Origin of the sequence: Peribacillus asahii, from assembly GCF_003570725.1 — a bacterium.
Taxonomy (GTDB): Bacteria; Bacillota; Bacilli; order Bacillales; family DSM-1321; genus Peribacillus; species Peribacillus asahii.
Map to the genome: position 1 here is coordinate 1 of NZ_QWVS01000034.1, position 25,051 is coordinate 25,051.

Sequence of the window (25,051 nt, forward strand, 5' to 3'; positions counted from 1 at the left end):
TTCCCCCTGTGAGAGTAGGACGTCGCCAAGCATACATGAAATCAGCTGAAAAGCTGATTTTTTTTATGAATTTTTTTCTATGCATGTGTAATCACGGATATATTAGGGGAAACTTATCCTATATCATACAAAAAATACAAAATATAAAGGTATTTAATTTGCAAATTATAATTTTCGTTGTATAATATTAGTCAAATATAGTCAAAGTCAGGATGGAGGAGGTTGAGTGAGAAACATATCCGATATTATCGAAAGTTATTTAAAGCAAATATTAGAAATGAGTCAAAGAGACATTTTAGAAATTAAAAGAAGTGAAATTGCAGATAAATTTCAATGTGTTCCTTCTCAAATTAATTATGTTATTAACACAAGATTTACAATTGAAAGAGGATTTCTGGTAGAAAGTAAACGTGGTGGCGGCGGTTATATTCGGATTATGAAAATCAAATCACAAGAACACGCCCATCTTATTGATCAGTTAATCTCTATTATCGGCTCTAGAGTCTCACAATCAACTGCAGAAGGAATTATTGATCGGCTCATTAATGAAGATATTATCAATCATCGAGAAGCAAAGATTATGATGAGTGTTATTGATCGATCAGTTATTTATATCGATTTACCTGATCGAGATGAATTAAGGGCAAGAATTTTAACTGCGATGCTTACTACGTTAAAATATAAATGAGTCTTGCAGGGGTGAGAGTGCATGATATGCCAAGAATGTAATCAGAGGCCAGCTGCCCTTCATTTTACGAAAATTGTAAATGGCGAAACAACCGAGGTGCATATTTGCGAAAAATGTGCTCAAGGAAAAAGCGATCTGTTTATGGATAATGGAGGATCTGGTTTTTCAATTAATAACTTATTAGCAGGGCTATTGAATATAGAGTCTAATTTTCAACACCCTAAGGCGAATTCTTTCCCAAAGACAGAGGAAGTACGTTGTCCGCACTGTCAGCTTTCTTTTAGGGAATTTGTTCGTATCGGTAAATTTGGATGTGCGACCTGCTGTGAAACTTTCAATAAACAGCTTATTCCTATTTTAAAGAGAGTGCATAGCGGTAATACTGCTCATATAGGTAAAATTCCTAAAAGAATTGGTGGTGCGCTTCATCTAAAAAAACAACTGGCCGAGATGAAAGATACGTTAAAAACTTATATCGACCAAGAAGAATTCGAAAAAGCTGCGGAGATTCGAGATAAAATTAGGGCTTTGGAAAAACGGGTTCATGCACAGGGTGAGGGGGATGAGTCATGAGTTTAGAGAAATTTTTACAAAATGCCCTCAGTTCTTGGATGAATCATGAAGGACCTGAATCCGATATCGTCTTAAGCTCCCGCGTTCGACTTGCTAGAAATTTTAAAGACTATACCTTTCCAACATTATTTTCACACGAAGAGGCAAAATCCATTCTTGAATTGATCAAAAAGCGTTTGGAATCAGAAGTGAATTCAGAGATTGGTCAATTAGAAATGATAGAAATGGAGCAACTTCAGGCATTAGAAAAACGTGTGCTTGTTGAAAAACATTTAATCAGTCCTAAACTCGTTGATGAATCTACACACGGAGCTTGTTTATTATCAGACGATGAAGTCATTAGTGTGATGATTAATGAAGAAGACCATGTAAGAATCCAGTGTTTAATGTCAGGACTGCAGCTAGAAAAAGCCTTACAATTAGCAAATATATTGGATGATTGGTTAGAAGAAGCAATTGACTATGCATATGATGAAGAGAGAGGATACTTAACGAGCTGCCCGACGAATGTTGGCACAGGCTTACGTGCTTCAGTTATGATGCATTTACCAGGGTTAGTCTTGACCCAGCAAATTAATAAAATCATCCCAGCCATCAATCAGCTTGGTCTTGTTGTTCGCGGGATGTATGGTGAAGGCAGTCAAGCGTTAGGGAATATCTTTCAAATATCTAATCAGATTACGCTTGGTAAGTCTGAAAAAGACATCGTTGAGGATTTAACAAGTGTTGTTCAACAAATTATTGCCCAAGAAAGAGCAGCAAGAGAAGCATTAGTGAAAACCTCAAACATACAATTAGAAGATAGAGTTTTCCGTTCTTACGGAATTTTGTCAAACGCAAGGATTATCGAAACGAAGGAAGCGTCTACTTGCATTTCTGATGTGAGGTTAGGAATAGATTTAGGATACATTCAAAATATTTCAGAGAGCATCCTCAATGAATTAATGATTTTAACGCAACCAGGCTTTCTACAAAAATATGCCGGTGGACCATTAAGACCTTATGAAAGGGATATGCGTCGCGCGGCCCTCATCCGAGAGCGTTTAAACTTAGATACAAAAGAACATTCTTAAGGAGGAATTCACTATGATGTTTGGTCGTTTTACTGAGAGAGCTCAAAAGGTATTAGCACTGGCTCAAGAAGAAGCAATTCGTTTAGGTCATAATAATATTGGTACAGAACATATCCTTCTAGGCTTAGTACGTGAAGGCGAAGGGATTGCAGCGAAAGCGCTATATGCCCTTGGCTTAGGTGCAGATAAAATTCAAAAAGAAGTGGAAAATCTGATTGGACGTGGTCAGGATACGTCTCAAACGATTCACTATACACCAAGAGCTAAAAAAGTCATTGAACTTTCTATGGATGAAGCAAGAAAGCTAGGACACTCATATGTAGGCACGGAGCATGTTCTATTAGGGCTTATTCGTGAAGGTGAGGGAGTAGCGGCTCGTGTGTTAAACAATCTAGGTGTTAGCTTGAACAAGGCACGTCAGCAAGTTCTTCAATTGCTAGGAAGTAATGAATCTGGCGGGCATCAAGGCGCGGCAGCAGCGAATGCTAGCACACCAACATTAGACAGTTTAGCACGTGATTTAACTGCAATTGCTCGTGAAGGCAGTTTAGATCCTGTTATTGGGCGCAGTAAAGAAATTCAACGTGTCATTGAGGTGTTAAGTCGCCGTACAAAAAACAATCCTGTTCTTATTGGAGAACCTGGTGTTGGTAAAACAGCGATTGCAGAAGGCTTAGCGCAGCAAATTATTAACAATGAAGTCCCAGAAATTTTGCGAGATAAACGAGTTATGACGCTTGATATGGGTACGGTCGTGGCTGGTACAAAGTATCGTGGTGAATTTGAAGACCGTTTGAAAAAAGTTATGGATGAAATTCGCCAAGCTGGAAACATTATTTTATTTATCGATGAATTGCATACGTTAATCGGTGCAGGCGGCGCAGAAGGTGCTATTGATGCTTCTAATATTTTAAAACCTTCATTAGCACGTGGGGAGCTTCAATGCATCGGGGCAACAACGCTTGATGAGTATCGTAAATATATTGAAAAAGATGCAGCACTTGAACGCCGTTTCCAGCCAATTCAAGTGGATGAGCCAACGATTGAAGAGTCCATTCAAATTTTAAAAGGGTTACGTGACCGTTATGAAGCACATCACCGTGTATCAATTACAGATGAAGCAATTGATGCGGCGGTTAAATTATCGGACCGTTATATCTCTGACCGATTCTTACCAGATAAGGCAATTGACTTAATTGATGAAGCAGGTTCAAAAGTACGTTTACGTTCTTATACAACGCCACCAAATTTAAAAGAGTTGGAAGTGAAATTAGAAGAGGTTCGTAAAGAAAAGGATGCTTCTGTTCAAAGTCAAGAGTTCGAAAAAGCCGCTTCTCTTCGTGATACAGAACAACGTTTACGTGAGCAACTGGAAGAAACGAAGAAAACGTGGAAAGAGAAACAAGGCCAAGAAAATAGTGAAGTAACCGTTGAAGATATTGCTCATGTTGTATCGAGCTGGACAGGTGTACCGGTAACAAGATTAGCTCAAACAGAATCTGATAAACTGCTAAATATGGAATCGATTCTTCATGATCGTGTAATTGGTCAAGAAGAAGCAGTCATCGCTGTTTCAAAAGCAGTTCGCCGTGCAAGAGCAGGATTAAAAGATCCGAAGCGTCCAATCGGTTCATTCATTTTCTTAGGTCCTACAGGGGTTGGGAAAACGGAACTTGCCCGTGCCCTAGCTGAATCAATCTTTGGTGATGAAGATGCCATGATTCGCATTGATATGTCAGAATACATGGAGAAGCATTCAACATCTCGTCTAGTCGGTTCACCTCCAGGTTATGTTGGATATGAAGAAGGCGGTCAATTAACGGAAAAAGTTCGCCGTAAACCATACTCTGTCGTGTTGCTGGATGAAATTGAAAAAGCGCATCCAGATGTGTTTAATATTTTACTCCAAGTATTGGAAGACGGAAGATTAACAGATTCAAAAGGTCGTACCGTTGATTTCCGTAACACGATTTTAATTTTGACATCGAATGTTGGTGCAGCGGCGTTAAAAGCGAATAAATATGTCGGATTTAATATTCAAGATGAAGGCCAAGATTACAAAGATATGAAAGGAAAAGTGATGGAAGAATTAAAACGTGCTTTCCGTCCTGAATTCCTAAACCGTATCGACGAAACAATTGTGTTCCACTCATTAGAGAAAAAGCATTTAACAGAGATTGTTTCATTAATGGCTGATCAATTAATTAACCGTTTAAAAGAGCAAGATATTTTCCTAGAGCTAACAGAGGCAGCAAAGGAGAAAATTGCTAAAGAAGGATTTGATCCAGAATACGGTGCACGTCCAATCCGTCGAGCTTTACAAAAACATGTGGAAGACTTCCTTTCTGAAGAACTATTAAAAGGAAATGTTCAAAAAGGACAAAAGGTTGTACTAGACCTAGTAGATGGGGCATTAACTATTAAACAGCCTGAAGCTGTTCCGCATGAATAATTAAAGAACAAAAAAACACCGAGGTACACTGCAATAAATGCATGTACCTCTGTTTTTATATACAATAAAAAACTAGCTTCAGGTTAATTTTTATAAAATATACGTATGAAGACGTTTCCAAAAAGGATTAAATAGAGTCTATGTGTAATATCTTTTATTAATACCCAGTTTAGGGTAGAAGGAGCAAGTAGAGTGGCTAAAAAGAAAACAAAATTTATGTGTCAGTCATGTGGATATGAATCACCGAAGTGGATGGGGAAATGTCCTGGGTGCGGCGAGTGGAACAAGATGGTTGAGGAAGTCGAAATTGTAAAGCCGGGAAGAAGGGGAGCGTTTGCTCACTCTGATACACAGATTGGGACAGGAGAAAGAATTAAAGCTGCTCCAATTACGACAATTCAAACGGAGCAAGAGCCGCGTATTGCCACCGATTTAGCAGAATTAAATCGTGCTCTTGGCGGCGGTATTGTGCAAGGTTCGCTTGTTTTAATTGGCGGTGATCCGGGAATTGGGAAATCAACTTTGCTTCTCCAAGTATCCTCGCAGCTTGCTCACAAAGGAAAGAAAGTGCTCTACATTTCCGGAGAAGAATCGGTGAAGCAAACGAAGTTAAGGGCAGACCGCCTTGGTGTGGCATCTGAGAATCTATTTGTTTATTCTGAAACAGATATGGATTATATTCAACATGCTATTAATGAAGTGAATCCTGATTTAGTAATTATCGATTCGATTCAAACAGTCTATCAATCCGAAGTTACATCTGCACCAGGAAGTGTCTCCCAAGTGCGTGAATGTACAGCTACATTAATGCGAATTGGAAAGACAAAGGGCATTGCCATTTTTATTGTCGGGCATGTTACGAAAGAAGGAGCGATTGCAGGTCCACGCCTACTCGAACATATGGTCGATACGGTGTTATATTTTGAAGGAGAGCGACATCATACATATCGAATTATTCGAGCAGTGAAAAATCGTTTCGGTTCGACAAACGAGATGGGGATTTTTGAAATGAAAGAAGATGGCTTAGAAGAGGTAGCCAATCCATCTGAGATTTTTCTAGAGGAACGGTCCCAGGGAGCCTCGGGTTCGACTGTTGTTGCCTCGATGGAAGGAACGAGACCAGTCCTCGTTGAAATTCAAGCTTTAATTTCACCAACAAGCTTTGGGAACCCGCGTCGTATGGCTACAGGCCTTGATCATAATCGAGTGTCATTGTTAATGGCCGTATTAGAGAAGCGTGTCGGTTTACTGCTGCAAAATCAAGATGCTTATTTAAAGGTAGCTGGCGGTGTGAAACTGGATGAGCCGGCAATTGATTTAGCGGTTGCAATTAGTATTGCTTCCAGCTTTCGAGATAAACCAACAAGACCCACAGATTGCTTTATCGGTGAAGTAGGCTTAACAGGGGAAGTTAGACGGGTATCTAGAATCGAGCAACGTGTTCAAGAAGCTGCAAAACTTGGATTTGAGCGGGTGCTTCTTCCATCCAATAATATGGTTGGTTGGACGGTACCAAAAGAGGTTGAGGTTATAGGCGTTTCATCCGTAGCAGAAGCGCTTCAATACGCATTAGGGGGGTAAAATATGAACGATAAAAAACTTTATGAAAAAATAAAGTTAGACATTTTGCAACTTGTTGCGCCAGGGACTCCATTACGTGAAGGGATTGAGAATGTACTCCGAGCCAATACAGGTGGTTTAATAGTCGTTGGGTACAATGAAAAAGTTCGTTCGATTGTCGATGGGGGATTTAAAATTAATTGTCCTTGTACGTCCAGTACATTATATGAACTAGCTAAAATGGATGGCGGGATTATTGTAAATGAAAAAGCAGATACGATTTTGCTTGCGAATGCCCAGCTTGTCCCTGATATTAGTGTTTCTTCTACAGAAACAGGCATGCGTCACCGAACAGCGGAGCGGGTTGCACGGGAGACAAAGTCGCTTGTTATTGCTATTTCTCAGCGACGTAATGTCATTACCTTATACCAAGGGAATTTTCGTTACGCGTTAAAAGATATTGGTGTTATTTTGGCAAAGGCTAATTTAGCGATTCAAACGTTAGAGAAATATAAAGTTGTGTTGCAGCAAAGTATTGCCGTTTTAGGTGTTTTAGAATATGAGGAAATCGTCACGTTTGCGGACCTGCTTCAAGTGTTTCATCGATATGTGATGGTATTGCGTATTAAAGCAGAGCTTGTCGCGTATTTACATGAATTAGGTACAGAAGGGCGCCTTATTCGTTTACAAATGAATGAAATTCTTGCTGATATCGAAACGGAAGGGAAATGGCTTATTAAAGACTATGCATGTAAAAACGATGAAAACCCTGATTTTGTTGTGGCTAAACTCCAAGAATTAGCCATGCAGGAGAATTTAGATGAGGGTGCTCTATTGAAAATATTGGGATATAATGGATATGTTCATCTTGATGAATTAGTACATGCTAGAGGCTATCGCATGCTGCACAAAATTTCTCGTCTTCCGGGGTTAATTATTGAAAATCTAGTACAACGGTTTGGCAGCTTTGCTGATATTCATAAAGCTTCTGTTGCGGAATTGGATGATGTTGAGGGAATTGGCGAAGTACGTGCCAATAAGATTAAAGAGGGGCTTCGTATTCTAAAAAACCAACTTGTGACAGATAGAAGGATGTAGATAAATGGGCCTATTCTTCTCAAATTCCCCTGAAAAATGAGAGGGACTTCCTTTTTGACACGTAATTGGTACGGTGCTAGGCTTAAAAAGAAATCCTTTTTAGCTTTTATCTCGTTTAACTGAAGTATATATGATTGTATTTGTATAAAATTGTTCATAATGGAGAGAGGGAGGTGAAATGATGTTAAAGCGGATTATACAGGCCTGCTTTTTAATAATTGGTGGAACACTCGGTATGTTTCTTATTCCGGAATTATTAGTGGTGTTACGTGCCGATGATGTAGCTATTTTAAATAATCCTTATGCAAGTGTACTCCTGGGAGCTATTATTTTTTATCTTCTTACGTTTTGGTTATTGGATTATGTTTTAAACTTTATGAAGTGGTTAGAAGAGCAGCTTGTTAAAGTCCCCATTACAGATATTATTTTTGGTAGTTTGGGGCTGTTGGTCGGTTTAGTCGTGGCTTACCTTATCAGTTCAGCATTTAATGCGATTCGCGTACCAATACTAGATACCATTGTGCCAATTATTTTAACGTTGTTATTTGGTTATTTCGGTTTTCAAGTAGGTGTGAAAAAGCGCGATGAATTATTGAATCTATTTTTGAAAGCAAATAAAAAGAAACATGTAGCTAGTGAGGAAATTGAAGAAGAGTCAAATCATAAATTAAAAATCTTAGATACTAGTGTTATTATTGATGGCCGAATTGCAGACATTTGTCAAACAGGCTTTTTAGAAGGGACAATTGTCATTCCACAGTTTGTATTGAATGAACTTCAACATATTGCAGACTCTTCTGATGCGTTAAAAAGAAACCGCGGTCGCCGAGGTTTGGATATTTTGAATCGTATTCAAAAAGATGTGCCGATTAAGGTGGAAATGTATGAAGGAGATTTTGAAGATATTCAGGAAGTAGATAGTAAGCTAGTAAAGCTTGCTAAGGTAACAGGCGGCATTGTAGTGACCAATGATTTTAATTTGAATAAAGTGTGTGAATTTCAAAAAGTAGCTGTATTAAATATTAATGATTTGGCCAATGCGGTAAAGCCGGTCGTTCTTCCGGGTGAAGAAATGAGTGTGCAAGTAATTAAGGATGGGAAAGAGCAGAATCAAGGTGTAGCCTATTTAGATGATGGGACGATGATTGTAGTCGAAGGTGGAAGAGATTATATTGGAAAACGACTGGATGTGCTTGTTACGAGTGTACTGCAAACGTCTGCCGGACGAATGATTTTTGCGAAACCGAAGCAATTAGAGAAAGCGTTATAGAGGAGAAACGGTTATGTTGTATGAAGTGGTGATTCCCGCGGCGGGACAAGGGAAAAGAATGAAAGCTGGGAAGAACAAGCTATTTATTGAACTTTCAGGGATTCCCATTATTATTTATACGCTGCGAGTATTTGAGGCGGATCCTCATTGTCAAGGTATCATTTTAGTCATTAATCCAGCGGAAGAGGCTTATTTTACCGAATTAATGGATGCTTATGGAATGAGGAAAGTAAAGAAATTAGTAGCTGGCGGGGCGGAACGGCAACAAAGTGTTTTTAACGGTTTAAAGCATGCGAATGAGGAATTTGTGCTTGTACATGATGGAGCACGCCCGTTTATTGATCAGTCTTTGATTCATTCATTAACGGAAGCCGCTTCCCTTCATGCTGGAGCAATCGTTGCTGTACCAGTTAAGGATACGATTAAAAGGGTGAAAGAACGATCTGTAGTGGAGACCGTTGAACGATCAAGCTTGTGGGCGGTACAAACGCCACAAGCTTTTCGTGTGCCTATTTTATATAAAGCACATAAACAGGCAGAAGTAGATGAATTTCTTGGTACAGATGATGCCAGCCTTTTAGAGCGGATGGGTGAACAAGTGGTTATTATTGAAGGCGATTATGATAATATAAAAATTACGACACAAGAAGATCTTTATTTTGCCGAAGCTATTTTACATAAGCAGGCGAAGAGGAAGATGGAGAAAGAGAAGGAGTGAATGGAATGTTTCGAATTGGACAAGGGTTCGATGTTCATCAGTTGGTAGAAGGAAGACCGTTAATTATTGGCGGCATTACAATCCCTTATGAGAAAGGGCTGCTTGGCCACTCGGATGCGGATGTATTGCTTCATACTGTAGCTGATGCCGTACTTGGAGCGATTGGCGCTGGAGATATCGGAAAACATTTTCCTGATACAGACCCTGAGTTTAAAGATGCAGACTCTGCCAAGCTTCTTGAGCATGTTTGGAATCTAGTGAAACAAGAAGGCTACAAGCTGGGAAATATTGATTGTACGATTATTGCCCAAAGCCCCAAAATGGCGCCTTATATTGAAGCAATGCGTGAGCGGATTGCTCAGCTATTAGAGGCGACGGTGGAGCAAGTAAACGTCAAAGCAACAACAACAGAGAAGTTAGGCTTCACAGGGCGCAAGGAAGGGATTGCTGCTCAAGCTGTTGTACTATTGATGAAATCGAATTAAAAGTCGTTCATCTATGAATCGAAGTTTCCTTTATTCGAGCCTGTTTAAGTGATAAAATATATAACGGTAAATTCGTAAGTATTTAGGAGGAGTTAGACATGAGCAGCGAAATCCGAGTTCGATATGCACCGAGTCCAACTGGACATTTACATATAGGAAATGCCCGTACGGCTTTATTTAATTATTTATATGCACGAAACAAAGGCGGTAAGTTTATTATTCGTATTGAAGATACAGATACGAAGCGTAATATTGAGGGTGGCGAAGAAAGCCAACTAAAATATTTAAAATGGCTAGGTATGGATTGGGATGAAAGTATTGATGTTGGCGGCGAGTATGGACCATATCGTCAGTCAGAGAGAAATGATATTTATAAAAAATTGTATGAAGAACTATTAGATAAAGGATTAGCGTATAAATGCTACTGTACAGAAGAAGAGCTGGAAGCGGAACGTGAAGCGCAGCAGGCAAAGAACGAGACGCCAAGGTATTCTGGAAAGTGCCGTCATTTAACGGCTGAGGAGCAAGCGAAGTTAGAGGCGGAAGGTAGAAAGCCGAGCATTCGTTTTGTCGTTCCTGAAGGTAAAGTATATACATTCCAAGATATGGTGAAAGATGAAGTATCTTTTGAATCAGAGGGCATCGGTGATTGGGTTATCGTGAAGAAGGACGGAATTCCTACTTATAACTTTGCTGTAGCTGTGGATGATCACTTGATGAAGATTTCTCATGTTTTACGTGGGGATGATCATATTTCTAATACACCAAAGCAATTGATGATTTATGAAGCATTTGGTTGGGAAGCGCCAATTTTCGGTCATATGACGTTAATCGTGAATGAGAGCCGAAAGAAATTAAGTAAACGTGATGAGTCCATTATTCAATTTATTGAGCAGTATGAGGCATTAGGATATGTACCGCAAGCATTGTTTAATTTTATCGCGCTTTTAGGCTGGCATCCAGGCGGCGAGGAAGAAATTTTCTCAAAAGAAGAGTTTATTAAACTGTTTGATGCAGGGCGGTTATCGAAGTCACCAGCGCTTTTCGATCAGCAAAAATTAACTTGGTTAAACAATCAATACGTAAAGCAGCTTGACCTGGATCGTGCGGTTGAAATTTCTTTACCACATTTGATTAAAGCAGGAAAAGTAGCAGAGGTGCGTACAGCCGAGCAGGATGAATGGGTTCGTGATTTAATTGGCCTATACCAAGAGCAAATGAGCTATGGAGCAGAGATCGTTGATTTATCTCAATTGTTCTTTAAAGAAGAATTGGAATATGAAGAGGAAGCGAAAGAGGTGTTAGCGGAAGAGCAAGTGCCGGAAGTCATGCAAGCTTTTCTTCAAGAAATTGAAGCATTAGAAGCCTTTACAGCGGAAGAAATTAAGAAATCCATTAAAGCTGTTCAAAAAAGCACAGGGCATAAAGGCAAGAAGCTATTTATGCCGATTCGTGCAGCGGCAACAGGTCAAACACATGGTCCGGATTTACCAAAAGCGATTGCTCTGTTAGGAAAAGAAAAAATTAAACAACGCTTGCAAAGTATTTTATATTAACAATTTGCCAAAAATATAATATAGTATTAAATAATCTTACAAGTTAAACGCGTTGATAGGGAGAAGTAGGAAAACGATGCTTTAATAGAGAGAACCATAACTTGCTGAAAGTGGTTCAGGCCCCTCGTTTTTTGAAATGCACCCTTGAGTACTTTGCTGAATGAATAGTAGGCAAAGGCGGCTGTCCTCCGTTATCCGGATAAAAGTTGGGAATGGTAAAACGAATGTTTAACCTATGTTTATCATTCCAAACAGAGTGGAACCGCGCTTTCTATTAGCGTCTCTGTCTATTTAGACAGGGACGCTTTTTGTTTTTTACAGGGGAAATATAAACGGCTGTATCTTCCGGCTTTTTAACGCTGGCCAGGACTGAATAAGCCGCTTGTATGTTTGTTCTTTTTAAGGCTCTATTACATATATGAATTGAGCTATAAAAAGTCTATCTTTATATGAACAAGGGGCGTATCTTTATTATGGTTAACTGTGATTGTAGGGGTATATCCAGTTGAGGAAGTAAAGAAGTGTTTGGGTTGTAGAGATAAGTGAGTATCGAACTATGGGGGGATTACATTGTTTAAAATGTTTAAAGAGGATGTTGAAGTTGTTTTTGATCAAGATCCAGCAGCGCGTAGTTATTTAGAAGTTATCTTAACTTATTCAGGTCTTCATGCTATTTGGAACCATCGAATTGCTCATGCATTTTATAAAAGAAAGCTCTATTTTATTGCCAGAGTCATTTCACAGATTAGTCGCTTTTTCACAGGAATTGAAATTCATCCAGGTGCAAAAATTGGCCGTCGTTTCTTTATTGATCATGGGATGGGGATCGTGATTGGAGAAACATGTGAAATTGGGGATAATGTATCCGTTTTCCAAGGGGTTACACTTGGTGGAACAGGAAAAGAAAAAGGTAAGCGTCATCCGACGATTCAAGATAATGTGTTAATTGCAACAGGTGCAAAAGTGTTAGGTTCAATTACAGTAGGAGAAAATTCAAAGATTGGGGCAGGTTCTGTTGTGTTGAAAGAAGTGCCCCCTAATTCAACGGTTGTGGGGATTCCGGGGAAAGTCGTCATCCAAGATGGTGTTAAGATAGGTAAAGACCTTAATCATTCAGATCTTCCTGATCCTATTACAGACCGCTTTAAAGAGCTAGAGACAGAAATTAAAAAATTGAAAATGGAATTGGAATTGGCTCGAAAGCAGGAAGAAAGGAGTTTATAAAATGGCTATTAAGATTTATAACAGTGTAACGCGCCAGAAGGAAACGTTTGTTCCAATGGAAGAGGGAAAGGTTAAAATGTATGTATGCGGGCCGACCGTTTACAATTACATTCATATTGGGAATGCAAGACCTGCAATTGTTTTTGATACAGTTCGCAATTATTTGCAATACCGTGGATACGATGTAACGTTTGTTTCAAACTTTACCGATGTTGATGATAAGCTAATTCGTGCCGCTAAGGAATTAGGAGAAGATGTACCAACGATTTCTGAGCGCTTTATTCAAGCTTATTTCGAAGATGTTTCAGCTTTAGGTTGTAAAAAAGCCGATGTCCATCCAACCGTTATGGAAAACATGGATGCTATTATTGAGTTTGTCGAAGCGTTAGTCGAGAAAGGCTATGCGTATGAATCAGAAGGAGATGTGTACTATCGTACTCGTAAATTTAAAGAATACGGTAAACTTTCTCAGCAATCGATTGACGAGCTTCGAGTCGGTGCCAGAATTGAAGTTGGCGACAAGAAACAAGATGCTCTTGATTTTGCCCTTTGGAAAGCGGCAAAAGAAGGCGAGATTTCTTGGGATAGCCCTTGGGGGAAAGGTCGCCCAGGTTGGCATATTGAGTGCTCAGCGATGGTTCGTAAATATCTTGGAGACACCATTGATATCCATGCGGGAGGTCAAGATTTAACGTTCCCTCACCACGAAAATGAAATTGCTCAATCAGAAGCATTAACGGGAAAAACATTCGCTAGATATTGGATGCATAATGGATATATCAATATTGATAATGAAAAAATGTCAAAGTCGCTAGGTAATTTCGTTCTAGTACACGATATTATCCAACAACATGATCCGCAAGTGCTGCGTTTCTTTATGCTGTCTGTACACTATCGTCATCCGATTAACTATAGTCAAGAAGTGATTGAGAATACGACAGCGGCCTTTGAACGGTTAAAAACGTCGTATCAAAACTTAAAGCATCGTTTGCAAGTAAGTAATGGTTTAACAGATAACAAAGATAGTTGGCTTCAAAAAGTAAAGGAGCTTCATGAGCAATTTGTTCAAGAAATGGATGATGATTTTAATACAGCTAATGCCATTTCGGTTTTATTTGAATTATCGAAGCAAGCGAATTATTACTTAATGGAGAAGAATACAGACAAAGAAGTCATTGGAGCATTTATGCACGAATATGAAGTATTATTCTCTGTTCTTGGTTTAAGCTTAGAAGAAGAAGGATTGCTGGATGAAGACATTGAGCGTTTAATTGAAGAAAGAATTCAAGCGCGAAAAGACCGTAATTTCCAACGATCTGACGAAATTCGTGATCAATTAAAAAGCATGAATATTATTCTAGAAGACACTCCTCAAGGTACACGTTGGAAAAGAGGGTAATGTATGCTCTATTATGAACAGGAAATTGATGCGAAAATGTTAAATAGTTTAGCTCTTGCTTATATGGGTGATGCCGTATACGAAACGTATGTTCGGTATCACCTCATTCAAAAAGGCTCGGTAAAACCCCATCTTCTTCATAAAAAAGCAACCGCTTTTGTATCAGCAAAAGCACAGAATATGATTATTCATTTTTTCTTAGAAGAGAATTACTTAACAGAAGAAGAGGTAGCGGTTGTCCGTCGGGGACGAAATGCAAAATCGGGCACGGTTCCGAAAAATACAGATGTGCAAACGTATCGGTATAGTACAGCGTTTGAAGCGTTAATCGGTTACCTGTATTTATTGAAACGGCAAGAGAGAATGGAAGAAATTATACAACGGTCGATTCAATTTATTGAAGAAGGGACGGCTATCCAATGAGCGACGAATTTATTATTGGAAGAAACCCCGTACTAGAAGCACTGCGTTCTGAACGGGAAGTTAGTAAAATTTGGATTGCTGAAGGCTCGCAAAAGGGCTCTATGCAACAAGTGATAGGAATTGCCAAAGAGAAAAAAGTGTTTGTACAAATCGTTCCGAAGAAGAAAATTGATCAAATGGTCGAAGGGGTTCATCAAGGCGTTGTCGCTAAAGTGGCTGCTTATGAATATGCAGAGATAGATGATTTATTTGCTAGAGCAGAAGAGCGCGGCGAGGCTCCGTTTTTTATGATTTTAGATGAAATTGAAGATCCGCATAATCTTGGTTCGATTATGAGAACAGCTGATGCAACAGGTGCTCATGGGATTATTATTCCGAAGCGTCGTGCGGTCGGCTTAACGGCAACGGTGGCAAAAGCTTCAACAGGTGCAATTGAATATATTCCAGTAGCACGTGTTACGAACTTAGCTCGTACAATTGAAGAACTGAAAGAACGTGGAGTTTGGATTGTAGGTACAGATGCTAAAGGAAGCGATGACTACCGTAATCTAGATGGGAAGATGCCGATTGGTCTTGTAATTGGCAGTGAAGGAAAAGGAATGGGACGATTGACAAAAGAGAAGTGCGACTTTCTTATTCGTCTGCCAATGGTAGGGAAAGTTACTTCGTTGAATGCTTCAGTTGCTGCTAGTTTATTGATGTATGAAGTTTATCGTAAACGCAACCCTTTAGGAGAATAATGAGATGAACATTCTGTTGGTCGACGGTTACAATATCATTGGGGCATGGCCGGAACTAAGAGAATTAAAGCAACGAGATCTTTCTGCAGCTAGAGACCGTTTAATTGAATTGATGGCGGAATACCAAGCATTTATGGGCTATCGTGTCATTATTGTTTTTGATGCTTACTATGTTCAAGGAGTTTCTCGTACATTTAAAAATCATAAAGTGGAAGTCATTTTTACGAGAGAGAATGAAACAGCTGATGAGCGGATTGAGAAAATGGCCATTGAATTAAATAATATTAAAACGCAAATTCAAGTAGCAACATCAGATTATACGGAGCAATGGGTCATTTTTGGACAGGGAGCCCTCCGGAAATCAGCGCGCGAGCTATTGATTGAAATGGAGCAAGTCCGTGGTGCAATTAAGAAGGATGTATCGAAGACAACGAAGAAAAAACCGGCTTCCAAAATTCCTTTAAGTGATAAAGTGGCTGAAACTTTTGAAAAATGGCGAAGAGGAAAGCTATGAAAGATTGACGACTAAAATTTACCTGCTGTATAATATTTCTATCTGAGTACGGTCAGGAGGATGAGGGATGGGCGTTAAATCCGGAATGAAGCTGAATGAAGAGTATATACAGCTTGATGACGATGAGCTAGTGGGTTTAGTACACAAAGGTGATAGTGAAGCGCTAGATTATTTAATTCAAAAGTACCGTAACTTTGTAAGAGCAAAAGCTAGAACGTATTTTCTAATTGGTGCGGACAAGGAAGATATCGTTCAAGAAGGTATGATTGGTTTGTATAAAGCGATTCGTGATTTTAAAGGTGATAAGTTATCTTCTTTTAAGGCGTTTGCTGAGCTATGCATTACAAGGCAGATTATTACGGCCATTAAGACAGCAACTCGTCAAAAACATATACCGCTTAATTCCTATGTTTCTCTGGACAAGCCTATTTATGATGATGAATCTGATCGCACGCTTATGGACGTGATTTCGGGAGCAAAAGTGTTAGACCCGGAAGAGCTTATGATTAATAAAGAAGAATTCGATGATATTGAAGTGAAGATGGCAGAACTGCTAAGCGATTTAGAACGGAAAGTACTTTCTTTGTATTTGGATGGACAAACGTACCAAGAAATTTCAGAAGAGCTAAATAGACATGTTAAGTCTATCGACAATGCATTACAACGTGTGAAAAGAAAACTAGAGCGCTATTTAGAAGTTAGAGAGATTAACTTATAGTTTCTCCGTTTTTTCTACTGAATCTCCACATTGTATCGATTGACTTAAAATGTCAAAATGAATCCTCTCTTCCTAAGAAAGTGGTACGATTATTCACCACAAATGGGTTTAAAATTCCTTACCTTGCATGTATTGAATGAATTGCTGAATGCAGTTAAATGAAATGGCGTTGACAATAAAAAACAGTCATGATAAGTTTTTATGGATGTAGTAAATAGGACAGGTGTATAATATGCGTAAAAAAATTATCTTAGCTTGTACAGATTGCGGTTCTAGAAATTATAGCTCAGAAAGTAACAAAGCATTGAATGTTGAACGTCTTGAAATTAAGAAATTCTGTAAGACATGTAATGCTCATACGGCACATAAAGAAACAAAGTAAGTTTTTTAAAATAGATAGACAGTAGTTACCTATGCTTGGAGGTTACATTCATGAAACGCCTGACTGAATTTTTCCGCGGTGTAGCTCGCGAAATGCGAAAAGTGAGCTGGCCAAAGCGGAAAGAATTAACGAAGTATACAATTGTTGTTTTAACGACTGTTATTATTATGTCAGTATTCTTTGCTGTTGTGGACTTAGGAATTTCTGAATTAATTCGTTTAGTTATTGAATAAGAGGTTCGAAAATAAGGTATAATAGTGATAGAATAAGTAAGTATGAGAGAAAAGCCCGGTTACGGGTTTTTTAATTTGTCTTTATTTAGAGAAAGAATGGCCTTGGCTTACGCTTGTAAGTTTACATGAGATGAAATTGTTGATTTTTTGCTTATTTTATTAATGATATTATTTCATAGGCTCAAAATATAGTGAGTGCAGGGAGGGAAGGACGTTATAGTCCTACTGAATGGAAAAGAATTGGTATGTAGTTCACACCTATTCGGGATATGAAAATAAAGTAAAAGCGAACCTTGAGAAGCGTGTAGAATCCATGGGGATGCAAGATAAGATTTTCCGAGTGATTGTGCCTGAAGAAGAGGAAACAGAAATTAAAGATGGTAAAAAGAAAGTATTGAAGAAGAAGGTATTCCCTGGATATGTACTAGTAGAAATCATCATGACAGATGATTCTTGGTATGTAGTTAGAAATACGCCGGGTGTCACAGGTTTCGTTGGTTCTTCAGGAGCAGGATCAAAGCCAACGCCTCTTCTTCCGGAAGAGATTGAAGTTGTGTTAAAACGCATGGGTGTTGAAGAAGGCAGAGTAGAAGTGGACTTTGAAGTAGGTGATTCTGTAACAGTGAAGGAAGGACCGTTTGCAAACTTTGGAGGAACTATCGAAGAACTGGATACAGATAAGAGCAAAGTTCGCGTGCTTGTTAATATGTTTGGCCGAGATACTCCGGTTGAACTAGATTTTAATCAAGTGGAAAAATTATAAACGGAAAAAAACTTGAAATAGTATTTTGAAAGTGGTAAAATTTCAAAGGTCAGTATGTTTCAATTTCGAGACCTATATGTTACAAACATTCTTTATTATTATGCTAATAAAGAATTTCAGATGAGTGGGAGGGTTTCTATAGATTCCCTATTACCACATCACGGACTTATAAGGAGGTGTGTCTCGTGGCTAAAAAAGTAATTAAAATGGTTAAATTGCAAATTCCTGCTGGTAAAGCGAATCCGGCACCGCCAGTTGGTCCTGCACTAGGTCAAGCTGGTGTTAACATCATGGGATTCTGTAAGGAGTTTAATGCTCGTACAGCAGATCAAGCTGGTCTAATTATTCCTGTTGAAATTACGGTATTTGAAGACCGTTCATTTACATTCATTACGAAAACTCCGCCTGCTGCAGTATTGCTTAAGAAAGCAGCTGGTATTGAGTCTGGTTCTGGAGAGCCTAACCGTAATAAAGTTGCTACAGTCAAGCGTGATAAAGTACGCGAGATTGCTGAAACAAAAATGCCTGATCTAAACGCTGCAAACGTTGAGTCTGCAATGCGTATGGTTGAAGGTACAGCACGCAGCATGGGTATTGTTATCGAAGACTAATCCATGTAAAGGTTATCGGTTTTCTACGGGGTTGCGATTTTACTCGCAACCTTTATTAGTGGGAGGTCATTCCGTTAAAACCACAATATAGGAGGATTATATATCATGGCTAAAAAAGGTAAAAAGTATCTTGAAGCGGCAAAATTAATCGACCGCACAAAAGCTTATTCAGTAGTTGAAGCTGTTGAATTAGCGAAAAAAGCAAATTTTTCTAAATTCGATGCTACAGTTGAAGTTGCTTTCCGTTTAGGTGTAGATCCTAAGAAAGCTGACCAACAAATCCGTGGAGCAGTTGTGCTTCCGAACGGAACTGGTAAAACTCAACGTGTATTGGTATTCGCTAAAGGCGAAAAAGCAAAAGAAGCTGAAGCTGCTGGTGCAGATTTCGTAGGTGATGCTGACTACATCAACAAAATCCAACAAGGATGGTTTGATTTCGACGTAATCGTTGCAACTCCAGATATGATGGGTGAAGTTGGTAAACTTGGTCGTGTATTAGGACCAAAAGGTTTAATGCCAAACCCAAAAACAGGTACAGTTACATTTGACGTAACAAAAGCTGTTAACGAAATCAAAGCTGGTAAAGTAGAGTACCGTGTTGATAAAGCTGGAAACATCCATGCTCCAATCGGTAAAGTTTCTTTCGAAGATGCTAAACTAGTAGAAAACTTCACAACTATTTACGAAACTTTACAAAAAGTAAAACCTGCGGCTGCTAAAGGAACTTACATGAAAAACATTTCTGTAACAACTACAATGGGCCCTGGTGTAAAAGTTGATGCTTCTACATTTAATGCGAAATAATTAATTGACATTACAAGATAGTTAATGTTATAATATATCTTGTTGTGAATAAATGAATAACTTTTGTACCGTAGACAGTAGGTGCTTGATCTCAAGCTTAATGCCCTACCGAGGTAATTAGATAAAACTAGTCACTGACTATGATTTTTGAAATTACTGCCTTCATGTCTGCAAAGAAATGAAGGCTTTTTCTATGAACGGTATAAATGTTTTCAAGCAAATCTCATAGGAGGTGTAAGGATGAGCGCAATTATTGAACAAAAGAAACAAATCGTTGTTGAGATTGCTGATAAATTCAAAGCGAGCCAAACAGCTGTTGTTGTTGATTACCGTGGATTAACAGTTTCTGAAGTAACAGAACTACGTAAACAACTTCGTGATGCTGGGATTGAGTTCAAAGTATACAAAAACTCTTTAACTCGTCGTGCTGCTGAAGCTGCTGAAATCGCTGGTTTAAACGAATCTCTAACAGGTCCAAATGCAATTGCATTCTCTACTGAAGATGTTGTTGCACCAGCTAAAATCCTTAACGATTTTGCTAAAAAACATGAAGCACTAGAAATTAAAGCGGGTGTTATTGAAGGGAACATTGCAACTGCTGAAGAAATTAAAGCACTTGCAGAACTACCATCACGCGAAGGCTTGCTTTCAATGCTTCTTTCTGTGCTACAAGCACCTATCCGCAATCTTGCTCTTGCTGCAAAAGCAGTTGCCGATCAAAAAGAAGAACAAGGCGCGTAAGTTAATCTTCGGCCTTAACTAGTAAACAATAAAACATATCTTAGGAGGAAATATACAATGACTAAAGATCAAATCATTGAAGCAGTTAAAAACATGACTGTTTTAGAATTAAATGACCTTGTAAAAGCTATCGAAGAAGAATTTGGTGTAACTGCTGCTGCTCCTGTAGCTGTAGTTGGTGGCGCTGCTGGTGCTGCTGCTGAAGAAAAAACTGAGTTTGATGTGGTTCTTGCTTCTGCTGGAGACCAAAAAATCAAAGTTATCAAAGTTGTTCGTGAACTTACAGGTCTTGGCCTTAAAGAAGCGAAAGAAGTTGTTGATAACGCTCCAAAAGCACTTAAAGAAGGCGTATCTAAAGAAGAAGCTGAAGAAATCAAAGCTAAACTTGAAGAAGTTGGAGCTAACGTTGAAGTTAAGTAATCTTGCATAAACAAAAAAGCTCGCTAATTTGGCGGGCTTTTTTTCTCTTTTACCACAAATGAAGGGTTATCTTTAGGGTAAAGAGTATGCGAGTCTATCATCTTCAACTAATCTTCTCTTTTATAATCTTCAAACATTCCTTTTCTGATAGGAGGAGACGACTCTGACAGAACATTATTATTCAAATAAACCGGGTGTTGAAAGTAATCCGAAGTTCTGGGATTATACATTAAGAGGACGTTCTTTTCGCTTTAAAAGTGATAACGGTGTTTTTTCGAAAAATGATATCGACTTCGGGTCGCGGCTATTAATTGAAAGTTTTCATCTAGAGGAAGATGTTGAAGGTAAAATCCTTGATGTTGGATGTGGCTATGGTCCGATTGGTCTTTCAATTGCAGCATCCTATCCGGAGAGAACGATTGAAATGATTGATATAAATAGTCGCGCTGTAGAATTAGCGAAAGAAAATGCTTCATCGAATGGAATTCATAATGTAGAAATTCATGAAAGTGATCGCTTTCAACAAGTTACTTCCACTCAATTTGCTGCTGTGTTGACGAATCCGCCCATTCGAGCTGGCAAAACAGTTGTACATGAAATTTTTGAGCAAAGCTTCGATCGACTTAATAAAGGCGGATGTTTGTGGGTGGTTATTCAAAAGAAACAAGGGGCGCCATCTGCTATGGATAAGCTGGAACAATTATTTGGAAATGTAGAAGTAGTTGAAAAGAAGAAAGGTTATTACATCTTAGTTTCTAAAAAAAATTGACTCTCAAATTTCACTATGTTAGTATTATACAATGCATATATATAATTCCGTTACTATGCAATTTTTATACCAATCATGTATAATAATTGTATGAAATGGGAAAAATATATAAATAATAGTTCGTTTTATGAGAAATAGTGGTTTTTAAAGCAAAAACCATTTTCTTTTTGTCTATGGAAAATAGTAACTTTCTGTGACAAATTGAACCTTATAACGCTTGATTTAAGGGGTGAATCAGTTGACAGGTCAACTAGTTCAGTATGGACGACACCGCCAACGTAGAAGTTATGCAAGAATCAGTGAAGTTTTAGAGCTTCCAAATCTTATTGAGATTCAAACAGCTTCTTACCAATGGTTTCTAGATGAAGGACTTCGAGAAATGTTCCAAGATATTTCTCCAATCGAGGACTTTACAGGTAACTTATCACTTGAATTTATTGATTACAGCTTGGCTGAACCTAAGTATCCAGTAGAAGAGTCAAAAGAGCGTGATGTTACGTATTCAGCACCTCTTCGTGTAAAGGTACGCCTTGTTAATAAAGATACAGGTGAAGTAAAAGACCAAGATGTTTTCATGGGTGACTTCCCATTGATGACAGAAACAGGAACATTCATTATTAATGGTGCTGAACGTGTTATCGTTTCTCAGTTAGTACGCTCTCCAAGTGTGTATTACAGTGGGAAAATGGATAAAAACGGGAAGCGTGGCTTTACAGCGACGGTTATTCCAAACCGTGGTGCATGGCTTGAATATGAAACAGATGCAAAAGATGTTGTGTATGTAAGAATCGATCGTACGCGAAAATTACCAGTTACGGTATTAATGCGTGCGCTAGGCTTTGGTACTGATCAAGAAATTATTGATTTAATCGGTGACAATGAATATTTACGCAACACGCTTGAAAAAGACAATACAGAAAGTGTAGAAAAAGCTTTGCTTGAGATTTATGAGCGTCTTCGCCCAGGTGAACCGCCTACAGTCGAAAATGCTAAAAGTCTGTTGATTTCTCGCTTCTTTGACCCAAAACGATATGATTTAGCGAACGTAGGTCGTTATAAAATAAACAAAAAGCTACACATTAAAAATCGTCTATTCGGACAACGTATTGCCGAAACGTTAATTGATCCGGAAACAGGAGAAATTATCGTTGAAAAAGGCACGGTGTTAGATCGACGTATTTTAGATAAAATCTTGCCTCATCTTGAAAATGGCATTGGTTTTAAAACATATCACCCAACTGGTGGTGTAGTAGAAGAAGAAACATTGCTTCAACCAATTAAAATATACGCACCAAATGATCCTGATGGTGAAAAAGTTATTAATGTAATTGGTAATGCTTATGTAACAGAAGAAGTGAAGCATATTACACCTGCTGATATTCTTTCTTCTATTAGTTATTTCTTTAACTTATTACATGGTGTAGGGATTACAGACGATATTGACCATTTAGGAAATCGTCGTTTACGCTCTGTTGGTGAACTTTTACAGAACCAATTTAGAATTGGATTATCTCGTATGGAACGTGTTGTTCGTGAAAGAATGTCTATTCAAGATACAAATACGATTACACCACAGCAACTAATCAATATTCGTCCAGTTATTGCGTCAATTAAAGAATTCTTTGGTAGTTCTCAGCTTTCTCAATTCATGGACCAAACGAATCCGCTTGCTGAATTGACACACAAACGTCGTCTTTCTGCACTTGGACCTGGTGGTTTAACACGTGAACGTGCTGGTTTCGAAGTACGTGACGTTCACTATTCTCACTATGGTCGTATGTGTCCAATTGAAACGCCAGAGGGTCCAAACATTGGGTTAATTAACTCATTGTCTAGTTATGCGAAAGTGAATCCATATGGTTTCATTGAAACGCCATATCGTCGAGTTGACCCAGAAACAGGAAAGATTACAAATCAAATCGATTACTTAACAGCAGATGAAGAAGATAACTATGTAGTCGCTCAAGCGAATGTACGTCTATCTGAGGATGGATCATTCCTTGATGAAGGCGTTGTTGCTCGTTTCCGTGGTGAAAACACTGTAGTTCCGCGCGATCGTGTCGATTACATGGACGTATCTCCTAAGCAAGTTGTATCAGCTGCGACAGCATGTATCCCGTTCTTAGAGAACGATGACTGTAACCGTGCTCTAATGGGAGCGAACATGCAACGTCAAGCTGTTCCATTAATGCAGCCTGAAGCACCGCGAGTAGGTACAGGTATGGAGTACGTATCAGCTAAGGACTCTGGTGCAGCTGTTATTTGTAAACACCCTGGTATCGTTGAGCACGTAGAAGCTCGCGAAATTTGGGTTCGACGTGTATCAGAAGTAGACGGTCAAGAAGTGAAGGGGAACCTTGATAAATACCGTTTATTGAAATTTATTCGTTCTAACCAAGGAACGTGTTATAACCAACGCCCAATTGTTAGCGTAGGAGACAAAGTTGTCAAAGGTGAAATCCTTGCCGATGGTCCTTCAATGGAAAAAGGTGAGTTAGCGCTTGGACGCAACGTACTTGTTGCCTTCATGACATGGGATGGATATAACTATGAGGATGCCATCATCATGAGTGAACGTTTAGTAAAAGATGATGTGTATACATCGATTCATATTGAAGAGTATGAATCAGAGTCTCGTGATACAAAATTAGGACCGGAAGAAATTACACGTGATATTCCGAACGTTGGGGAAGATGCCCTTCGCAACCTTGATGAGCGTGGAATTATCCGTGTTGGTGCAGAAGTAAAAGACGGAGATCTACTAGTAGGAAAAGTAACACCTAAAGGGGTTACAGAACTAACAGCAGAAGAACGTTTACTTCATGCGATTTTTGGTGAAAAAGCTCGTGAAGTTCGAGATACATCTCTTCGTGTGCCTCACGGCGGCGGAGGAATCGTCTTGGATGTTAAAGTATTTAACAGAGAAGATGGTGACGAACTTCCACCAGGTGTAAACCAACTAGCGCGTGTATATATCGTACAAAAACGTAAAATTCATGAAGGAGATAAAATGGCCGGTCGCCATGGTAATAAAGGGGTTATCTCCCGAATCCTTCCTGAAGAAGATATGCCGTATTTACCGGATGGCACACCAGTTGACATCATGTTAAATCCACTGGGCGTACCTTCACGTATGAACATTGGTCAAGTACTTGAGTTACACTTAGGTATGGCCGCTCGTGCTCTTAATATTCACGTTGCTTCTCCTGTATTCGATGGAGCAACTGAAGATGATGTTTGGGAAACAATTGAAGAAGCTGGTATGGCTCGTGATGCGAAGACCGTATTATATGACGGACGCTCAGGAGAACCTTTTGACAACCGTGTATCTGTAGGTGTCATGTACATGATTAAACTTGCACACATGGTTGACGATAAGCTTCATGCTCGTTCAACTGGACCATACTCTCTTGTTACGCAGCAACCGCTTGGTGGTAAAGCACAATTCGGTGGACAGCGTTTCGGTGAGATGGAGGTTTGGGCACTTGAAGCATATGGTGCAGCGTATACCCTTCAAGAAATTCTTACTGTTAAATCGGATGATGTTGTCGGTCGTGTGAAAACATACGAAGCAATTGTTAAAGGCGAGAATGTTCCAGAACCAGGTGTACCTGAATCGTTCAAAGTATTAATTAAGGAACTTCAAAGCTTAGGGTTAGATGTTAAAATCATGAACTCTGAAGATCGAGAAATCGAGATGAGAGATTTAGAGGATGAGGATGACGCTAATCAATCAGACGTATTAAACATGGAATCTGATACAAAAGAGATGGTTGCTTCTGAAGTAGGAGCACAATCTAGCTCAGTTACTACAGATTAATGAACAGATAATGACTT

The 25,051-nt window shown here is 38.9% G+C and carries 25 protein-coding genes and 2 other annotated features; all 25 genes read left to right on the forward strand.

Annotated features, from left to right (window positions below; genetic code table 11):
- Window positions 1–226 precede the first annotated feature (226 nt).
- The 25 genes from D1953_RS15985 (at window position 227) to rpoB (ending at window position 25,034) form a co-directional block, all read left to right on the forward strand.
- On the forward strand, window positions 227–688 hold the full coding sequence (locus D1953_RS15985) for a CtsR family transcriptional regulator (RefSeq protein WP_119118181.1): 462 nt from the start codon (window positions 227–229) through the stop codon (window positions 686–688).
- Between the two features lie 21 nt (window positions 689–709).
- Entirely contained in the window at window positions 710–1,261 is a 552-nt protein-coding gene (gene mcsA, locus D1953_RS15990; RefSeq protein ID WP_119118182.1) for a protein-arginine kinase activator protein McsA, read from the forward strand.
- Window positions 1,258–2,334 (forward strand): protein-arginine kinase McsB, encoded by a 1,077-nt coding sequence (mcsB, locus tag D1953_RS15995; RefSeq protein WP_119118183.1) that lies wholly within the window; start codon window positions 1,258–1,260, stop codon window positions 2,332–2,334. Before mcsA ends, mcsB begins: the two co-directional genes overlap by 4 nt.
- 13 nt (window positions 2,335–2,347) lie before the next feature.
- Window positions 2,348–4,786: an ATP-dependent protease ATP-binding subunit ClpC gene (gene clpC, locus D1953_RS16000; protein ID WP_119118184.1), complete on the forward strand. Its 2,439-nt coding sequence runs from the start codon at window positions 2,348–2,350 to the stop codon at window positions 4,784–4,786.
- A 192-nt stretch (window positions 4,787–4,978) separates the two neighbouring features.
- Window positions 4,979–6,367, forward strand: a complete 1,389-nt coding sequence (gene radA / locus D1953_RS16005; protein ID WP_119118185.1) for a DNA repair protein RadA — start codon at window positions 4,979–4,981, stop codon at window positions 6,365–6,367.
- Window positions 6,368–6,370: 3 nt separating this feature from the next.
- The gene (disA, locus tag D1953_RS16010) at window positions 6,371–7,444 is read left to right on the forward strand and encodes a DNA integrity scanning diadenylate cyclase DisA (protein WP_119118186.1); all 1,074 of its coding nucleotides are present in this window, start codon (window positions 6,371–6,373) and stop codon (window positions 7,442–7,444) included.
- Between the two features lie 181 nt (window positions 7,445–7,625).
- Window positions 7,626–8,714 (forward strand): PIN/TRAM domain-containing protein, encoded by a 1,089-nt coding sequence (locus tag D1953_RS16015; protein ID WP_119118187.1) that lies wholly within the window; start codon window positions 7,626–7,628, stop codon window positions 8,712–8,714.
- Window positions 8,715–8,727: 13 nt separating this feature from the next.
- Window positions 8,728–9,432, forward strand: a complete 705-nt coding sequence (gene ispD, locus D1953_RS16020; protein ID WP_119118188.1) for a 2-C-methyl-D-erythritol 4-phosphate cytidylyltransferase — start codon at window positions 8,728–8,730, stop codon at window positions 9,430–9,432.
- A 5-nt stretch (window positions 9,433–9,437) separates the two neighbouring features.
- Window positions 9,438–9,917, forward strand: a complete 480-nt coding sequence (gene ispF / locus D1953_RS16025) for a 2-C-methyl-D-erythritol 2,4-cyclodiphosphate synthase (protein ID WP_119118189.1) — start codon at window positions 9,438–9,440, stop codon at window positions 9,915–9,917.
- A 98-nt stretch (window positions 9,918–10,015) separates the two neighbouring features.
- Complete coding sequence (gene gltX / locus D1953_RS16030) at window positions 10,016–11,473, forward strand: glutamate--tRNA ligase (RefSeq protein WP_119118190.1); 1,458 nt, start codon at window positions 10,016–10,018, stop codon at window positions 11,471–11,473.
- Window positions 11,474–11,516: 43 nt separating this feature from the next.
- Window positions 11,517–11,761: a binding site (T-box leader), on the forward strand.
- Window positions 11,762–12,043: 282 nt separating this feature from the next.
- Window positions 12,044–12,697, forward strand: coding sequence for a serine O-acetyltransferase (gene cysE, locus D1953_RS16035; RefSeq protein WP_119118191.1), 654 nt, complete (start codon window positions 12,044–12,046; stop codon window positions 12,695–12,697).
- Between the two features lies 1 nt (window position 12,698).
- Window positions 12,699–14,096, forward strand: coding sequence for a cysteine--tRNA ligase (gene cysS / locus D1953_RS16040; RefSeq protein ID WP_119118192.1), 1,398 nt, complete (start codon window positions 12,699–12,701; stop codon window positions 14,094–14,096).
- Between the two features lie 3 nt (window positions 14,097–14,099).
- Entirely contained in the window at window positions 14,100–14,519 is a 420-nt protein-coding gene (locus D1953_RS16045; protein WP_119118193.1) for a Mini-ribonuclease 3, read from the forward strand.
- Complete coding sequence (rlmB, locus tag D1953_RS16050) at window positions 14,516–15,259, forward strand: 23S rRNA (guanosine(2251)-2'-O)-methyltransferase RlmB (RefSeq protein WP_119118194.1); 744 nt, start codon at window positions 14,516–14,518, stop codon at window positions 15,257–15,259. The genes D1953_RS16045 and rlmB overlap by 4 nt, the downstream gene beginning before the upstream one ends.
- A 4-nt stretch (window positions 15,260–15,263) precedes the next feature.
- Window positions 15,264–15,773, forward strand: coding sequence for an NYN domain-containing protein (locus D1953_RS16055; protein ID WP_119118195.1), 510 nt, complete (start codon window positions 15,264–15,266; stop codon window positions 15,771–15,773).
- 67 nt (window positions 15,774–15,840) lie between these two features.
- A complete protein-coding gene (gene sigH, locus D1953_RS16060; RefSeq protein ID WP_119118196.1) occupies window positions 15,841–16,491 on the forward strand; it encodes an RNA polymerase sporulation sigma factor SigH in 651 nt (216 codons plus the stop codon).
- Between the two features lie 232 nt (window positions 16,492–16,723).
- Window positions 16,724–16,873: a 50S ribosomal protein L33 gene (gene rpmG, locus D1953_RS16065; protein WP_119118197.1), complete on the forward strand. Its 150-nt coding sequence runs from the start codon at window positions 16,724–16,726 to the stop codon at window positions 16,871–16,873.
- Window positions 16,874–16,923: 50 nt separating this feature from the next.
- Window positions 16,924–17,106, forward strand: a complete 183-nt coding sequence (secE, locus tag D1953_RS16070; protein WP_119118198.1) for a preprotein translocase subunit SecE — start codon at window positions 16,924–16,926, stop codon at window positions 17,104–17,106.
- 229 nt (window positions 17,107–17,335) lie between these two features.
- Window positions 17,336–17,869 carry a transcription termination/antitermination protein NusG gene (nusG, locus tag D1953_RS16075; protein ID WP_119118199.1) on the forward strand — a complete coding sequence of 178 codons (534 nt, stop codon included), beginning with the start codon at window positions 17,336–17,338 and terminating at the stop codon, window positions 17,867–17,869.
- 185 nt (window positions 17,870–18,054) lie between these two features.
- A complete protein-coding gene (gene rplK / locus D1953_RS16080; protein ID WP_029282857.1) occupies window positions 18,055–18,480 on the forward strand; it encodes a 50S ribosomal protein L11 in 426 nt (141 codons plus the stop codon).
- A gap of 105 nt (window positions 18,481–18,585) precedes the next feature.
- Complete coding sequence (gene rplA / locus D1953_RS16085; protein WP_119118200.1) at window positions 18,586–19,284, forward strand: 50S ribosomal protein L1; 699 nt, start codon at window positions 18,586–18,588, stop codon at window positions 19,282–19,284.
- A 50-nt stretch (window positions 19,285–19,334) separates the two neighbouring features.
- Window positions 19,335–19,485: a sequence feature (ribosomal protein L10 leader region), on the forward strand.
- A 39-nt stretch (window positions 19,486–19,524) separates the two neighbouring features.
- Window positions 19,525–20,025 carry a 50S ribosomal protein L10 gene (gene rplJ / locus D1953_RS16090; RefSeq protein WP_119118201.1) on the forward strand — a complete coding sequence of 167 codons (501 nt, stop codon included), beginning with the start codon at window positions 19,525–19,527 and terminating at the stop codon, window positions 20,023–20,025.
- Window positions 20,026–20,082: 57 nt separating this feature from the next.
- Window positions 20,083–20,445, forward strand: a complete 363-nt coding sequence (gene rplL / locus D1953_RS16095) for a 50S ribosomal protein L7/L12 (protein ID WP_119118202.1) — start codon at window positions 20,083–20,085, stop codon at window positions 20,443–20,445.
- Between the two features lie 163 nt (window positions 20,446–20,608).
- A complete protein-coding gene (locus D1953_RS16100; protein ID WP_119118203.1) occupies window positions 20,609–21,214 on the forward strand; it encodes a class I SAM-dependent methyltransferase in 606 nt (201 codons plus the stop codon).
- A 238-nt stretch (window positions 21,215–21,452) separates the two neighbouring features.
- On the forward strand, window positions 21,453–25,034 hold the full coding sequence (gene rpoB, locus D1953_RS16105; RefSeq protein ID WP_119118204.1) for a DNA-directed RNA polymerase subunit beta: 3,582 nt from the start codon (window positions 21,453–21,455) through the stop codon (window positions 25,032–25,034).
- Window positions 25,035–25,051: the final 17 nt, after the last annotated feature.

What these genes read in the sequence shown, in the direction of transcription:
- mcsA (WP_119118182.1), top strand. Translation starts at nt 710, where the DNA reads ATGATATGCCAAGAATGTAATCAGAGGCCAGCTGCCCTTCATTTTACG.
- mcsB (WP_119118183.1), top strand. Translation starts at nt 1,258, where the DNA reads ATGAGTTTAGAGAAATTTTTACAAAATGCCCTCAGTTCTTGGATGAAT.
- clpC (WP_119118184.1), top strand. Translation starts at nt 2,348, where the DNA reads ATGATGTTTGGTCGTTTTACTGAGAGAGCTCAAAAGGTATTAGCACTG.
- disA (WP_119118186.1), top strand. Translation starts at nt 6,371, where the DNA reads ATGAACGATAAAAAACTTTATGAAAAAATAAAGTTAGACATTTTGCAA.
- D1953_RS16015 (WP_119118187.1), top strand. Translation starts at nt 7,626, where the DNA reads ATGTTAAAGCGGATTATACAGGCCTGCTTTTTAATAATTGGTGGAACA.
- ispD (WP_119118188.1), top strand. Translation starts at nt 8,728, where the DNA reads ATGTTGTATGAAGTGGTGATTCCCGCGGCGGGACAAGGGAAAAGAATG.
- ispF (WP_119118189.1), top strand. Translation starts at nt 9,438, where the DNA reads ATGTTTCGAATTGGACAAGGGTTCGATGTTCATCAGTTGGTAGAAGGA.
- gltX (WP_119118190.1), top strand. Translation starts at nt 10,016, where the DNA reads ATGAGCAGCGAAATCCGAGTTCGATATGCACCGAGTCCAACTGGACAT.
- cysS (WP_119118192.1), top strand. Translation starts at nt 12,699, where the DNA reads ATGGCTATTAAGATTTATAACAGTGTAACGCGCCAGAAGGAAACGTTT.
- D1953_RS16045 (WP_119118193.1), top strand. Translation starts at nt 14,100, where the DNA reads ATGCTCTATTATGAACAGGAAATTGATGCGAAAATGTTAAATAGTTTA.
- rlmB (WP_119118194.1), top strand. Translation starts at nt 14,516, where the DNA reads ATGAGCGACGAATTTATTATTGGAAGAAACCCCGTACTAGAAGCACTG.
- D1953_RS16055 (WP_119118195.1), top strand. Translation starts at nt 15,264, where the DNA reads ATGAACATTCTGTTGGTCGACGGTTACAATATCATTGGGGCATGGCCG.
- sigH (WP_119118196.1), top strand. Translation starts at nt 15,841, where the DNA reads ATGGGCGTTAAATCCGGAATGAAGCTGAATGAAGAGTATATACAGCTT.
- rpmG (WP_119118197.1), top strand. Translation starts at nt 16,724, where the DNA reads ATGCGTAAAAAAATTATCTTAGCTTGTACAGATTGCGGTTCTAGAAAT.
- secE (WP_119118198.1), top strand. Translation starts at nt 16,924, where the DNA reads ATGAAACGCCTGACTGAATTTTTCCGCGGTGTAGCTCGCGAAATGCGA.
- nusG (WP_119118199.1), top strand. Translation starts at nt 17,336, where the DNA reads ATGGAAAAGAATTGGTATGTAGTTCACACCTATTCGGGATATGAAAAT.
- rplA (WP_119118200.1), top strand. Translation starts at nt 18,586, where the DNA reads ATGGCTAAAAAAGGTAAAAAGTATCTTGAAGCGGCAAAATTAATCGAC.
- rplJ (WP_119118201.1), top strand. Translation starts at nt 19,525, where the DNA reads ATGAGCGCAATTATTGAACAAAAGAAACAAATCGTTGTTGAGATTGCT.
- rplL (WP_119118202.1), top strand. Translation starts at nt 20,083, where the DNA reads ATGACTAAAGATCAAATCATTGAAGCAGTTAAAAACATGACTGTTTTA.